Consider the following 14,433-nt stretch of genomic DNA (forward strand, 5'->3'; position numbering starts at 1 on the left):
GCGAATGCCTGCCTCATGCTTACCACCCTGATCGTCGTCCTGCCCGTATTTGCGCTGATTTTTTCCGGCTGGGGGGCGTTCAAGCTGAAAATACTGGGACCGCACGCCATAGCAGAGCTGAACCGCTTCGTGGTTTATCTGGCGCTGCCTGCGCTGCTGTTCGACATTATGGCCAACACCCATGGCAGCGAACTCTGGCAACCGGGCTTCATCGCCGTCTTCCTCTTGAGCAGCGCCGTCGCCTTCGTCCTGCCCTTTCTGGTGCGGCTGCGCGGAAAGCTGCCGCTTGCCGACACCGCGCTGGACGGCCTCAATGCCGCCTATCCCAATACCGGCTATATGGGCATTCCGCTGTCGATGATCGCTTTCGGTTCCGGCGTTCTGGCCGCAACCACCATTTCCATCATCATCACCGTTTGCGTGACTTTCGCCTTTGCAATCGTGCTGATCGAGATCGGCCTGCAAACCGAGAAGAAGCCGTTTCATCTCGTCTGGAAAGTCGTCCGCTCGCTTATCCGCAATCCGCTGCTTTTTGCACCGGCGCTTGGCGCGATGTTTTCTTTCCTCGGGCTGACGATCCCCGCCCCCGCCGAAACTTTCCTGAAAATGCTCGGCGGCGCAGCATCGCCCTGCGCGCTCGTGGCGCTTGGCCTGTTCCTCGCGCAATCGCGCAAGGTCGAACGCGAAAGCGTCAACGCCATTGCATTCCTCGTGTCGATCAAGCTGATCCTCCAGCCGCTCGCCACATGGCTGCTCGCGGTGTATGTCTTCGGATTGCCGCCGCTGATGGCGGAAAGTGCCGCCCTTCTCGCCGCCTTGCCGACGGGCACCGGCCCTTTCATGCTCGCCGAACATTACCGGCGCGAGGCGGCCATCACCTCCAACGTCATTCTCTATTCGACGGTAATTTCGGTGGTAACACTCTCCGCCTATCTGGCTTTGATCCGCTGATAAAAAGCGGGATTTCGCATAGGCGCATTGTAGGAGCGGATTGTGGGAATTGTGGCTATTTCCCTGTAAAACCTGGCAGTTCTGTGTCTTTTTCATGAAATGTGAACAGATTTTTCAGGTCAAAAATTTCAATAACTTAGGTGGTAAACAGAAGGTTTTTTTCGCAATCACGCCAGGTTGCAGCACGAAATCTTCTTTTGTTCTCGGCTTTTTGCGCTTAGATTCCAGTCTCTACCAGCGCGCACCGGACGCTTGTCTGGCGCATATGAAGGAGACAGACCGATGGGACTGACACGATCTTTGAATGTCCTCATGATCTGTGCAGCATTTGCATTTGTTGCAGCGTTGATAGCAGGCGTCATACCGTAAAGCAGACGCATCAGACCATTACGGCGACACGGGTTTCGAGGATAGACCGGTCTCGCAAGAAACAGAAAGCCCGCCATTTCGGCGGGCTTTCTTTATTTTCAGGCAGGCTCCAGCACCGCTTCCGTCTTCGGGCGAATGCCAATCATATGGCAGATCGCATAGGGCAGATCGGCGCGGTTCATCGTATAGAAATGGAAATCCTGCACACCGCGCTCGATCAGATCCATCACCTGTTCGGCGGCGATGGCCGCAGCCACGAGCTGATGCGTCTGCGGGTCGTTTTCCAGCCCGTCGAAACGCTCTGCCAGCCAGGCCGGAATATGCGTCGCCGAACGGGCGCAGAAATTTTTGACCTGCTTGAAATTATGCACCGGCAGAACACCCGGAACGATCGGGATATAAATCCCCGCCCGGCGCACGCGCTCGACATAACGCTCATAAAGATCGTTCTCGAAGAAGAACTGCGTGATGGCGCGGGTGGCGCCAGCATCGACCTTGCGCTTCAGCATGTCGATATCGGTCGCGAAATCCGGGCTTTCCGGATGCTTTTCCGGATAGGCGGAAACCGAAATGTCGAAATCCGCAATCTGACGCAGGCCGCCGACCAGATCGGCACCATTCAGATAACCGCCGGTTGTCGGCACATATTTTTCACCGATGCCCGCTGCCGGATCACCGCGCAGCGCCACGAAGCGGCTCACGCCAAGATCGGCGAACTCGCGCACCACGCGGTCGACTTCCTCACGTGTTGCATCCACACAGGTCAGATGCGCCGCAGGTTTGATGTCGGTTTCTTTCAGGATACGCGCCACCGTCCGTATCGTGCGCTCACGGGTGGAACCACCCGCGCCATAGGTGACCGAGACGAACTCCGGCTGTAGCGGTGCCAGCCGTGTGACCGTTTCCCAGAGGCGCTGTTCCATTTCTTCCGATTTGGGCGGAAAGAATTCGAACGATACCCGGGTGGTCTGGCCGACATCCGGTCGGCGGGAAAGACCATAAAAACCCATCACACTGTCTCCGTCATGCTTGATTCATTCGTTGCCGGATCGGCAATGAGAAGACGCGGATCACGTGCAAGCCAAAGCTTGACGGTCAGCCCCTCATCTCCGCTTGCGCCTTTCGGGCTTAATTCCAGCGTCTTTTCAGGCTCAAGGCCCGCTTCCTTCATCCAGCTCAGCATCTGCTCGTCGCTGAAGCCAAGGCGCAAATGCGCATGGTCTTCGCGCAGGAATTCGAGCGTATGCGGCGCAAAATCCACGATCAGCAAACGACCATCCGGGCGCAGCGCACGCGCGCCTTCACGGATTGCCGAAAGCGGATCGTCCAGAAAGTGCAGCACCTGATGGATCGTCACCAGATCGAAGCTTTCGCGTTCGACCGGCAGGGCATAAACATCGCCTTGGCGCACCTGAGCATTGCCGATGGCGGCAAGATCGAGATTGGCCCGTGCCACCGCCAGCATGTCGCGATTGATATCGATGCCGAGACCGCGCGCATAAAGCGGCGCGAAAAGCTCCAGCAGGCGCCCGGTGCCGGTCCCGACATCGAGCATGGCCTGAAACGGCTTTTCGCCGACGATCTTCTTGAGGGCGGTTTCGACCGCATTTTCGGAAACATGCAGCTTGCGGATTTCGCCCCAGCTGCCAGCATTGGCGCTGAAATAGGCCGCGGCTTTTTCCTGACGGCTGGATTTGACCTGCGAAAGCCGCTCCTGATCGCGCTCGACCAGCGCATCAGAGCGGTCGAGCCGCGCCAGCAAGCCACGCGCCAGATCGCCGCTGATCGCATTATCCGCCAGCCGGAAATAGGCCCATGCCCCTTCCTGATAGCGGTCGATGAGATCGGCTTCGCCCAACAGCTTGAGATGGCGCGATACACGCGGCTGCGACTGGCCGAGAATTGTCGTCAGATCGGAAACTGTCAGGTCGCCCCGCGCCAGAAGCGCCAGAATGCGCAGACGGCTTGGCTCTGCCACCGCCTTCAACACATCCACCATCTGATCGAGTTGCAATTGCAAACCGGCCATGTCCTCAGCTCTTCCGTTGCGGCACAACCTTGGCTCCGCTCAAAAACATATAAAGATATGTTTATATGGAAAGGCATTCCTATGCAAGTGCTTTTCATGGCAGAATGAAAGGGAACTGGGGATTCGTTCACAGCGAGTGCGGGAAAGGAAAGCGCCATGCGTGCGGGCACAACGCGTCAAAAGGCAATCGCCAAATCGCTCACATTGCTGCTTCCGGCAGTTCCCTATTCGGATTCGGAACCGATCAGAGCGGCGGCTCTCGCCCCGCATATGAAGACGCTGCCGCCGTCCACGGCGGTCTGGCTTGCCACCGTGGCGCATGTGCGCCACGCCCATACGGATTATGATACGCTGCGCGATGACGGATATGACAAGGATTCCGCGCGCTTCTTTGTGCTAGACGCGATCAACTCAAAGCTGACGGAATGGCGCGCGACACGGCTTCTGTCGCCGGAAGACGACGAAGCCGTGGAGATGTAAAAACGCCGCCCGGAGGCGGCGTCTTGATCCTAGAGAACCTCGGCCCGTTTAATCGACGGACCCATGCCCCTGCAGATAACCGTGCTTACGCGGGTTCGGCATGAAGATGCTGACCGCAAACACGATGACCATCATGATGGTCACGTACCAGAAGAAGCCGCTTTCCATGCCCTGCTGTTTGAACCACAGCGCGACATATTCCGCCGTGCCGCCAAAGATCGCATTGGCGATGGCGTAGGAAAAACCGACGCCAAGGGCGCGCACTTCCGCCGGGAAAAGCTCGGCTTTCACGATGCCGCTGATGGAGGTGTACATGCTCACCACGGCCAGCGCGATCACGATATAGATGAAAGCCATGGTCGAGCTCTGCACCGAGCCAATCAATGTCATCAACGGGATCGTGGTCAAGATCGAGATGCCGCCAAAGCCGATCATCATGGTCTTGCGGCCGAGCTTGTCGGACAAGGCGCCGAATAGCGGCTGCATGAGCATATAGGCCAGCAGCACGAAGGTCATGGTTTCGCTGGCGGTTTCCTTGCTCATGCCGGCCGTGTTGACCAGATATTTCTGCATATAGGTTGTGAACGTATAGAAGGCGAGCGAACCGCCTGCCGTGAAGCCGACAACAACCAGAAACGCCTTGCGATGATGCTTCCAGATGGTGGCGAAGCTGCCGGCAGCCTTGCTGTTGCGGGTTTCTTCCGTGGTCGTTTCATGCAGCGTGCGGCGCAAAAAGAGCGCCACGATGGCCGCGAGACCACCAATTGCAAACGGGATGCGCCAGCCCCAGGCGTGAAGCTGTTCAGACGTCAGCAAGAACTGGAGAAGCACGATCACCAGCACGGCCAGAAGCTGGCCACCAATCAGCGTGACATATTGAAACGACGAGAAGAAGCCGCGACGGCCTGCAAGCGCCACTTCACTCATATAGGTTGCCGTGGTGCCATATTCGCCACCGACCGAAAGGCCCTGCAACAGACGCACGATCAGCAACAGCACCGGTGCCAGCACGCCAATCGATGCATAGGTCGGCAGGATGGCGATGGCAAACGAGCCGAAACACATCATGGTGACGGAAATCAGCATCGATGTGCGGCGACCCAGCTTGTCGGCGATACGACCGAACAACCAGCCGCCAATCGGGCGCATCAGAAAGCCTGCTGCGAAAATCGCAGCCGCATTCAAAAGCTGACTGGTCTGATCTTCAGCGGGGAAAAACTGCGACGCGAAGTAAAGCGCACCAAACGAATAAACATAGAAATCATACCATTCGACCAGATTGCCCGAGGCGCTGGCCACAATCGCATAGACGCGACGGCGTGTATCGTGGGCGTCATGCGCCGCTTCGAACTCGCCATTGGCATCGACATGCGTATTTGCATTGCTCATGTTGAAAACTCCCAAAAGCGGATTCTGTTACCCACATCGAACGACAGCGAAAATTTTGGATGAAGCGCAGCGTTATAAGGATGCCTGCTAACTTACTAAATTAGCATCGGTTCCAGAATGCGATCAGACCATAGGAGCAAAATCATTTGCATGCAATCTATTGACTTGTAACCAATAGCAAGGCGGACGATGGCGATCCACCTGCCATCATCCGTCGCAGTTCTTTGAAATAATTGGAAAAATTATAAATGCGCCCGACCGCTGCCCCGGCGAGCGTCAATCACATCCCCGTGTAGTAGCCGGTTTCGGCATGATTATCGCTTCTGGACGAGCATGAAAATACGCGGGAATCGAAGCAGCACCTTGCCGTCGCGAGTCGTCGGATAGTGCGGGGTGATGCGCTCCTTATAGGCTGCAAGATAGGCCGCCTGCTCGTCCGCATCCAGCGGGTCGAGGAATGGCCTGAGACCCGTGCCCTTGACCCACTCCACGATGGCATCCACGCCCGCCAGCGGGTGATTATAGATCGTGTGCCAGATATCGATCCGCGCCGCATCGCCAGCGAAAGCGTCGTAATAAGTCGCGACCGGCGGCAAAGGCCCCCTGCCCGTCGTGCCGATCTTGGCTGCAAAAGGCGCAGTCTTGGCAACGTCGCGCATCCCGATATGGGTTTGCTCGCCCATATTGTCGGGCATCTGGATCGCCAGAAATGCGCCGGGTTGCATCAAGGACAAAAGCCGCTGCAATTGCTCGATATGGTCTGGCAGCCATTGAAAGACGGCATTGGAGAACAGCACGTCCGTTTCGGCGTCCGGCTCGAAACTGGCGGCATCGCTGATGAAGAACTCGACATCCGGCAAACGCGCCTTCGCCTTGTCGATCATATCCGGCGAGGTGTCGAAGCCCGAAATCTGCGCGTCCGGCCAGCGCTCGACCAGAAGCTCGGTTGAATTGCCGGGTCCGCAGCCGATATCCACCACCTTGCGCGGTGTTGCCAGAGGTATCTGCGCCAGAAGATCGCGCGCCGGGCGGCTGCGTTCATCTTCGAATTTCAGATACTGTTTTGCGGACCAGTCTTTCATCGTCTTTCCTTTCATCAAATGAAAAGGCCGGTGCGATGCACCGGCCTTAAAATCATTACCTTGTCAGCGGCTTATACGTCACCCGCTTCGGGTTGACGCTTTCCGGTCCGAGACGACGGACCTTATCCGCTTCATAATCCTCGAAATTGCCTTCGAACCATTCGACATGGCTGTCGCCTTCGAAAGCGAGAATATGCGTTGCCAGACGATCGAGGAACATACGATCGTGGGAGATGATAACGGCGCAACCAGCGTATTTTTCAAGCGCGTCTTCGAGCGCTGCCAGTGTTTCCGTATCAAGATCGTTGGTCGGTTCGTCGAGCAGCAGAACGTTGCCGCCTGCCTGGAGCATCTTGGCAAGATGCACGCGGTTGCGCTGACCACCGGACAGATTGCCGACCTTAGCCTGCTGATCGCCACCCTTGAAGTTGAACGCGCCGCAATAAGCGCGCGAGTTCATTTCAAACTTGCCGAGCTTGATGATGTCGTTGCCACCGGAAATTTCTTCCCAGACATTCTTGTTCGGATCGAGATGATCGCGGCTCTGATCGACGTAACCGAGATGAACCGTGTCGCCGATGCGGATCGAACCGGAATCCGGCTTTTCCTGACCGGTGATCATCTTGAACAGCGTCGACTTACCGGCACCGTTCGGGCCGATAACACCAACAATGCCACCGGGAGGCAGCTTGAAGGTCAGGTTTTCGATCAGCATGCGATCGCCAAACGACTTTGTCAGACCTTCCGCTTCAATAACCACCTGACCGAGACGCTCGCCTGCCGGGATCAGAATCTGGGCATCGCCCGGACGCTGGTTTTCCGCAGCTTCGACCAGCTGATCATAAGCCTTGATACGGGCTTTCGATTTGGCCTGTCGAGCTTTCGGGCTTGCCGCAATCCACTGGCGTTCGCGCTCAAGCGCTTTCTGGCGCGAATCTTCTTCACGTCCTTCCTGAATCATACGCTTGGCCTTGGCTTCGAGATAAGCCGAGTAATTGCCTTCGTAAGGAATGCCGCGACCGCGATCGAGTTCGAGAATCCAGCCGGTTACATTGTCGAGGAAGTAGCGATCATGCGTGATGAGCAGGACAGCGCCCTGATATTCGCGCAGATGCTTTTCCAGCCATGCGGTGGTTTCAGCGTCAAGGTGGTTGGTCGGTTCGTCGAGCAGCAGCAAGTCAGGCTTCGACAGCAGCAGCTTGCAAAGCGCAACACGGCGACGTTCACCACCCGAAAGCTTGGTAACATCGGCGTCGGCTGGCGGGCAGCGCAGCGCTTCCATTGCCATTTCAACCTGGCTTTCCAGATCCCAGAGGTTCTGGCTGTCGATGATATCCTGAAGCGCCGCACCTTCGTCGGCGGTTTCATCAGAATAGTTCATCATCAACTCGTTGTAACGGTCGAGAATGGCTGTCTTCGCAGCCACACCTTCCATCACATTGCCGAGGACGGTCTTGTCCGGGTCGAGATGCGGTTCCTGCGCGAGATAGCCGCAAGTGGCGCCGTCTGCGAGCCAGGCTTCGCCGGTATATTCCTTGTCGAGACCGGCCATGATCTTGAGGATGGTCGACTTACCGGCACCGTTGGGACCGAGAATACCGATCTTCGCATCGGGATAGAATGACAGGTGAAGGTTTTCGATAACCTTCTTGGCGCCGTAGGCCTTGTTCAGCCCGGACATATGATAGATGAATTGGCGTGCCATAAAGCGCGTCGTCTCCACTGGTTGGAAAGCGCGGGCGGTCCAAACGAAGCCGAGCCGCGCGGAAATTGCTGACGCGTATGTAGGCCAAATAGTGAGCGGACGCAAACGCCATCACGCAAAACAAATATGCCGATTGAGGCATGGCCCCCGGCAGCACACGCTTCAAAAATTGAGCTTAAAAGAATGAAACCGGGCGCGGATATTTCCGTCACCCGGTTTCCCCTCTGGCCACCGTCCGCGAAAGTTTCCTCCCTTTCATCGGACGGCCTGCAAATGATGGCTTGAATTTCTCTAAATGACGCCTTTTATAACCGTCAAAGCCCCTGTATTTCCCCGTTGAAGCTAGATTTGCCCAGCTTTTTCCGCATTTCAAGCAGAATTTGCACAAAAAAAGCTTTTGCCTAAAATTCCCTCATACAACGTTGTCATGCCTCTTTTAATATCGTGCCCAACCGGGGAATTGACTATTTGCGCGGCATAAAATCAGATGGTGAAATGTCGTTTGAAACCGTCCATCACCTCTCCTTGTCCGACGCGACGCAACTGCCGTTTCGAAACGCGCTTGCCGACGCACCACGCGCGGTCGTTCAAATCTGCCACGGGCTTGCGGAACATTCCGCGCGCTATCGGCGGTTCGCATACGCGCTGGCACAGGCTGGCTATCATGTCTATGCGCACGACCACCGTGGACACGGCGTGAATATCGGCGCCCATGCACCGAGAGGAATGTTTTCACAAAAGCAAGGCCATGATGTGGCGATCGAGGATGTTCTGGCGCTGAACCGCCATATTTATCTTGAGCACCCCGGATTGCCGGTGGTGCTGTTCGGCCATTCGATGGGCGGCCTGATCGCGCTGAACTATGTGCTGGACCATTCCGACACGGTGGATGCCGCTGCGATCTGGAATGCCAATTTCGACGGCGGCCTTGAAGCCAAAGCCGCTGCAGCTCTTCTTTATATGGAGCGCATGCTGAAAGGGTCCGATGTTCCGAGCAGCCTGCTGCCAAAACTGACCTTTCGTGCATGGGGCCGCTCCATCCCCGGCCATCGCACGCCCTTCGACTGGCTGTCGCGCGATCCAGCGGAGGTCGATGCCTATGTCGCCGATCCGCTTTGCGGCTTCGATGCGACTGTATCGCTGTGGCTCGATCTCGTGCACATGACCGCACGCGGCGCGGATGATCGCACCTTCGGCAACATCCCGCGCAGCCTGCCCTTTCATCTGGTGGGCGGCAGCGAAGACCCCGCTACTGCCAAAGGCGCTGCCGTCGCGCGACTGGCGGAGCGGATGCGGCGTATGGGATTCACGCGGGTCACCTGCACGATCCTGCCCGACACCCGCCACGAAAGCCTGAATGAGATCAACCGGGACGACGTAACACAGAAATTTCTGGATTGGCTGGCGGAGACCCTTCCGTCTTCAACCATGTCCAGTTAAAAAGCGGCTATTATCTTCTGTATCGAGCTCGGCTCACGATTTCTTGAAGCATCTTGGCTTCGCCGGGTATTCAGTGCTAGAGCATCGGCCCCGAAAGCCATTGCCGGTTTCGGGAAAAGCTAATGCTGATCAAAAATTGGCGCGGCTTGCGCGAATATCGGAGCTCCAGACAATGAAAATGGAGCCTGCGCTTGAAAAATAGCGCAAGGAACGAAGGAACACTCTGCGTGGAAACACCGACAATTTCTGTGGTCATCCCCTGCCGCAACGAGGCGGACAATCTCGCCTTTCTGCTGGATGAGGTGGATTCCGCGATGCAGGGCCGCGCCTATGAAGTGATTGTCGTGGATGACGGCTCGACGGATTCGACCAGCGACGTCATCGCCCGGCGCATCCATGCAGGCAAGCCGCTGCGCCATCTGCGCCATGACCGTTCATCCGGCCAGAGTGCTGCAGTGCGTTCCGGTGTTTTTGCCGCGCGCGGCAAGATTGTGGTGACGATGGATGGCGACGGCCAGAACGACCCGGCCTATCTGCCGGTTCTGGTCGATGCGCTGGTTGAGGCGGGCGAAGGCTACGGCATTGCCGCTGGCCAGCGTCTGAAGCGCACCGATACCAAGCTGAAGCAAATGTCGTCCCGCTTCGCCAATAATCTGCGTGGCGCGATCCTGAAGGACAAGACGCGCGACTCCGGTTGCGGCCTCAAGGCGCTGCATACCGACCTGTTCCGTCAGCTGCCGTTCTTCGACGGCTGGCATCGCTATCTGCCGTCGCTGGCGCTGCGCGAAGGTTTCGATGTCGTGCATGTGGATGTGGTTGACCGCGAACGCCGCCATGGCAAATCCAATTACGGCATCCTTGATCGCGGACTGCGTGGCATACTCGATCTTTACGGCGTCTGGTGGCTGCGCAAGCGCCGCAAGGTCGTGCCGCGCGTGACGGAGATTACCCATGACTGATATTTTCAACAGCCTGTCGCAGTGGCTGCACGAAGTCTTCATCGCGCAGTGGGATGGCTGGATCGTGCTCGGCTTCGTCGCACAGGCTTGCTTCACCATGCGCTTCGTCGTGCAATGGCTGGCTTCCGAAAAAGCCAAACGCAGTGTCATGCCAGTGGCGTTCTGGTTTTTCTCGCTGTTCGGCGGCGCATTGCTGCTGATCTATGCGGTCCAGCGCAAAGACCCGGTTTTCATTGCTGGACAGGGTTTCGGCCTGCTGGTCTATGTCCGCAATCTCTGGCTTATCGCCAATGAAAAGAAGCGGATCGTGGCGAGCGAATAACTCGCCCCGTGATCAGCTTTTCAGCTGGCGCCCTACCGAACGGTAGTCGAGGCCAGTATCGGCGATGTCTTCCGCCTTATAGACATTGCGCAAATCGATCAGCACGTTGCCAGCCATCGCTTTTGCGACGCGCTTCAGGTCCAGCGCCCGATAGGCGTTCCATTCTGTCAGAAGCGCCACCACGCCAGCCCCTTCCGCTGCCTCATAGGCTGAGTTGCACCAGATCACATCCGGCAGAACGGCCTTGGCGGCTTCCATCGCCTCGGGGTCGTGCGCGCGCACCGAAATGCCTGCCTTCTGGATCGCGGTCACGATATCCAGGGCCGGAGATTCGCGGATATCGTCAGTATTCGGCTTGAACGCGATGCCCAGAACCGCAACCGTCGCAGCGCCGCTTTCCTTCGCTGCGGAAACGATCCGCTCTGCCATCGACTGCTTGCGCGTTTCGTTGATGGCGATCACTTCCTCGATCAGCGATTGCGGCGCGTCGTAACGCTTGCCGGTGGCGGCAAAAGCACGCGTATCCTTCGGAAAGCATGAGCCGCCGAAGCCCGGTCCCGCATGGAGGAATTTGGAGCCGATGCGGTTATCCATACCGATGGCGCGCGCGACTTCCTGCACATTGCCGCCGGTCTTCTCGCACAAATCCGCCACCTGATTGATGAAGGTGACCTTCATGGCCAGAAACGCATTGGCGGCATACTTGATGATCTCGGCATTTTCGAGCGAGGTGACGACCATCGGCGTCTCGCGCAGATAAAGCGGGCGATAGAGGCGCTGCATCGCAGCCTTGCCACGCTCGTCCTCAACGCCCACCACAACGCGGTCGGGCCGCATGAAATCCTCGATGGCCGAGCCTTCGCGCAGGAATTCCGGATTGGAAACCATGGAGAAAGGCACACCGGGGCGTGCTGCGGCAATACGGTCGCGGATACGCGCATTGGTGCCGACGACGACTGTGGACTTGATGACAACAACGGCGTCGGGCTTCATCGCTGCCGCGATTTCATCCGCCGCCGCCTCGATATATTGCAGGTCCGCCTCGCCGTCGCCGCGCCGCGACGGCGTGCCGACAGCGATGAAGATCACATCGGCATCGGCCACGCTTGTCGCAAGATCGGTGCTGAAATCCAGCCGTTCGTCACGAATGTTGCGGGTCAGAAGTTCATCGAGGCCCGGCTCAAAGATCGTGACCTTGCCCGCCTCAAGGCGTTCGATGATCGACGGGTTCTTGTCGACGCAGGTGACGTGGAAGCCGAATTCGGCAAAACACACGCCCGAAACCAGACCCACATAGCCCGTTCCGATCATCGCCAGCTTCATATGTTCAGTCCTTCAGTTTGGCTTAGAGCCACTTGTCGTAGTCAGAGACCAGCAGATGCAGCGGCTTTTCGTTTTCTTCAATATTCGAAAAGCGGCCAATCGGCTCGCGGAAAATATTATCGGTGAGGTCGTCATTGACGGTCGAAACTTCACCAATCAGCACGTCGCCGCCCTCGCCCCAGAAAGCATGCCAGTTGCCGGGCAGAAGCGTCACGCTTTCACCGGGCGACAGTTTCAGATGCGCGCCCGCCTTCTGCGTCACAAGACGACCGTCGGTCGCGACCGTAACATCGGAATGCTCATCCACACTGCCGTCCGGCAGCGAATTGAACAGTTCCAGCACCAGCGTGCCGCCACCGCGATTGATGATATCTTCAGCCTTCACCACATGGCGATGCATCGGCGACAGCTGGTTCTCGCGCGAGATCATGATCTTTTCGGCATAAAGCATGCCGCCGCCGCGCTTCAGGTCATCGGCATTGCCGTTGCGTGTCGTAAACAGGAAAAGGCCTAGGTCCTTGAACTTGCCTTGACCGTAATCCGTAATATCCCAGCCCAGACGCGCATCGCGGATGGCTGCGGCATCGCTGCCGGTTCGCTGCTTCAGCTCTTCCGGGGTCCAGTAGGCAAAGGGCGGCATGACATAGCCGAATGAGCGGATAAACGCATCGCTTTCGCGGATAATATCATTGATTTCTGAGCGCTTCATGACCTCTGGGCCTCCCATGGAATGAAACAGTTTCTGTCTGGTTCGTGTGGTAACTATCTTTTCGGCCTGTTGGCAATCCCGGAAATGCTTTGCATGTCAGCTGTCACGCATATTTGCTGTCCTGACTGCCTGCCGCAAAAGCGACATTTTGGCGTGTCGTCTTTACGCGAAATCCATGTCGCATCCCAATGCGCGTTTAGGACATTTCAGTGATTGAATCATGACAACGGAAGCCAGTTCGAAATCCGAAACGGAAGCGAACAAGCCATTGATGTAGCGGCAAAAGCCGGGCTTCTGGAAGGCTAAGGGAACACCGGATCAGGCCAAGGTCGCTGGGAGAACAGCAAATGCCGATCCTAACGAAGATGAAGCAAGGGTCGTGATGATGGACGTTCGCAATAAAGTGCTGGGGGAAATGCTGGGGCTTTTGTCCGGGCGCGACCCCAATTTCAGCCTGGAGCAGAAGTTTTACACCGATCCGGATTTTTACAAGCTGGATCTGGAAAACATCTTCTATCGTGACTGGCTGTTTGTCGGCCATGATTGCGAGCTGCCGAAGACCGGCTCCTACATGACCGTGCAGGTTGGCGCCTATCCGGTCGTCATCGTGCGCGATGCGCAGGGCGGTATCCGTGCCTTCCACAATTCCTGCCGTCATCGCGGCTCGCGCATCTGCTCTGCCGAGAAAGGCACGGCGGCGAAGCTCGTCTGCCCCTATCACCAGTGGACCTATGAGCTGGACGGACGCTTGCTCTTCGCGCGTCAGGTTGGCCCGGATTTCAAGCCCGCCGAATATGGTTTGAAGCAGGTGCATTGCGAGACGGTCGCAGGCTATATCTATATCTGCGTCGCCGACGAAGCCCCGGATTTCACCGCCTTCCGCAATCTGGTCGAACCCTATCTCGCGCCGCACAATATCAAGGACGCCAAGGTCGCTTTCGAAAGCTCGATCATCGAAAAGGGCAACTGGAAGCTGGTCTGGGAAAACAATCGCGAGTGCTATCACTGCGCCGCGAACCACCCGGAACTCTGCCGCACCTATCCCGAAGCGCCATCGGCGACCGGCGTTCAGGGTGTGATGGAAGACCCGGAAATCAACCAGCTCTGGAAGAACTGCGCCAGCGCCGGCCTGCCGGCAGAATTCAAAATGTCCGAAGACGGTCGTCATCGCATCACCCGCATTCCGCTTCTGCGCGATGCGGTAAGCTATACAATGTCGGGCAAGGCCGCCGTCAAGAAGCCGCTAAGCGATCAGGTTGCAGGCGACACCAATATCGGCGCGATGCTGCTCTTCAATTATCCGTCCACCTGGAACCATCTGATGGCCGACCACGCCATATCGTTCCGCGTTTTGCCGATCAGCGCTGAAGAAACCCTCGTCACAACCAAGTGGCTGGTGCACAAGGATGCGGTTGAGGGCGTCGATTATGATCTGGACGAACTGACCCATGTGTGGATACAGACCAATGATCAGGATCGGCAGATCGTCGAGGAAAATGCCGTCGGCATCCGCTCGCCCGCCTATCAGCCCGGCCCCTACTCGGTCGAGCATGAGGGCGGCGTGATGCAGTTCCTCGAATGGTACACCAATACGATGACGCCGCGCCTCAGCGGTGAAACGGCCAAGCTTAGCCGCGTGGCCTGATCGGCATAGACCGAAATACGAATTGAGAAG

13 protein-coding genes are annotated in these 14,433 nt (G+C 57.3%); 6 read left to right on the forward strand and 7 right to left on the reverse strand.

Translation table 11 applies throughout. The annotated features are described in order from the left end of the window. The first annotated feature begins 15 nt into the window (after window positions 1-15). Window positions 16-951 (forward strand): AEC family transporter, encoded by a 936-nt coding sequence (locus ABWW11_RS08945; protein ID WP_319081105.1) that lies wholly within the window; start codon window positions 16-18, stop codon window positions 949-951. Between the two features lie 467 nt (window positions 952-1,418). Here the strand turns inward: ABWW11_RS08945 and metF are convergent, their stop codons facing one another. Further along, on the reverse strand, window positions 1,419-2,330 hold the full coding sequence (metF, locus tag ABWW11_RS08950; protein ID WP_109369429.1) for a methylenetetrahydrofolate reductase [NAD(P)H]: 912 nt from the start codon (window positions 2,328-2,330) through the stop codon (window positions 1,419-1,421). Next, window positions 2,330-3,349: an ArsR/SmtB family transcription factor gene (locus ABWW11_RS08955; RefSeq protein ID WP_109369430.1), complete on the reverse strand. Its 1,020-nt coding sequence runs from the start codon at window positions 3,347-3,349 to the stop codon at window positions 2,330-2,332. Before ABWW11_RS08955 ends, metF begins: the two co-directional genes overlap by 1 nt. Before the next feature lie 156 nt (window positions 3,350-3,505). Between ABWW11_RS08955 and ABWW11_RS08960 the strand changes: the two genes are divergently transcribed. Further along, complete coding sequence (locus ABWW11_RS08960) at window positions 3,506-3,829, forward strand: DUF2293 domain-containing protein (protein WP_109369431.1); 324 nt, start codon at window positions 3,506-3,508, stop codon at window positions 3,827-3,829. Window positions 3,830-3,877: 48 nt separating this feature from the next. Here ABWW11_RS08960 and ABWW11_RS08965 read toward each other — a convergent pair whose 3' ends face one another. From ABWW11_RS08965 to ettA, 3 genes are all read right to left on the reverse strand, one after another. Then, on the reverse strand, window positions 3,878-5,218 hold the full coding sequence (locus ABWW11_RS08965) for an MFS family transporter (RefSeq protein WP_109369432.1): 1,341 nt from the start codon (window positions 5,216-5,218) through the stop codon (window positions 3,878-3,880). A gap of 314 nt (window positions 5,219-5,532) precedes the next feature. Further along, window positions 5,533-6,300, reverse strand: coding sequence for a trans-aconitate 2-methyltransferase (gene tam, locus ABWW11_RS08970; RefSeq protein WP_109369433.1), 768 nt, complete (start codon window positions 6,298-6,300; stop codon window positions 5,533-5,535). A 55-nt stretch (window positions 6,301-6,355) separates the two neighbouring features. Next, on the reverse strand, window positions 6,356-8,005 hold the full coding sequence (gene ettA / locus ABWW11_RS08975; protein WP_121536424.1) for an energy-dependent translational throttle protein EttA: 1,650 nt from the start codon (window positions 8,003-8,005) through the stop codon (window positions 6,356-6,358). A 495-nt stretch (window positions 8,006-8,500) separates the two neighbouring features. Here ettA and ABWW11_RS08980 point away from each other — a divergent pair, with 495 nt between their 5' ends. From ABWW11_RS08980 to ABWW11_RS08990, 3 genes are all read left to right on the forward strand, one after another. Further along, on the forward strand, window positions 8,501-9,445 hold the full coding sequence (locus ABWW11_RS08980; protein ID WP_109369435.1) for an alpha/beta fold hydrolase: 945 nt from the start codon (window positions 8,501-8,503) through the stop codon (window positions 9,443-9,445). Window positions 9,446-9,672: 227 nt separating this feature from the next. Continuing rightward, a complete protein-coding gene (locus ABWW11_RS08985) occupies window positions 9,673-10,404 on the forward strand; it encodes a glycosyltransferase family 2 protein (RefSeq protein ID WP_121536428.1) in 732 nt (243 codons plus the stop codon). Next, on the forward strand, window positions 10,397-10,726 hold the full coding sequence (locus ABWW11_RS08990) for a lipid-A-disaccharide synthase N-terminal domain-containing protein (protein WP_109369437.1): 330 nt from the start codon (window positions 10,397-10,399) through the stop codon (window positions 10,724-10,726). The genes ABWW11_RS08985 and ABWW11_RS08990 overlap by 8 nt, the downstream gene beginning before the upstream one ends. Before the next feature lie 12 nt (window positions 10,727-10,738). Here the strand turns inward: ABWW11_RS08990 and ABWW11_RS08995 are convergent, their stop codons facing one another. Together ABWW11_RS08995 and ABWW11_RS09000 are read right to left on the reverse strand one after the other, a co-directional pair. Further along, window positions 10,739-12,049 (reverse strand): UDP-glucose dehydrogenase family protein, encoded by a 1,311-nt coding sequence (locus tag ABWW11_RS08995; protein ID WP_121536430.1) that lies wholly within the window; start codon window positions 12,047-12,049, stop codon window positions 10,739-10,741. Window positions 12,050-12,071: 22 nt separating this feature from the next. Beyond that, complete coding sequence (locus ABWW11_RS09000; protein WP_109369439.1) at window positions 12,072-12,758, reverse strand: D-lyxose/D-mannose family sugar isomerase; 687 nt, start codon at window positions 12,756-12,758, stop codon at window positions 12,072-12,074. A gap of 385 nt (window positions 12,759-13,143) precedes the next feature. Here ABWW11_RS09000 and ABWW11_RS09005 point away from each other — a divergent pair, with 385 nt between their 5' ends. Next, entirely contained in the window at window positions 13,144-14,403 is a 1,260-nt protein-coding gene (locus ABWW11_RS09005) for an aromatic ring-hydroxylating oxygenase subunit alpha (protein ID WP_109370267.1), read from the forward strand. Window positions 14,404-14,433 lie beyond the last annotated feature (30 nt).

It is taken from the genome of Brucella sp. NBRC 113783 (assembly GCF_040372265.1).
In the GTDB taxonomy this organism is placed as follows: domain Bacteria; phylum Pseudomonadota; class Alphaproteobacteria; order Rhizobiales; family Rhizobiaceae; genus Brucella; species Brucella teleogrylli.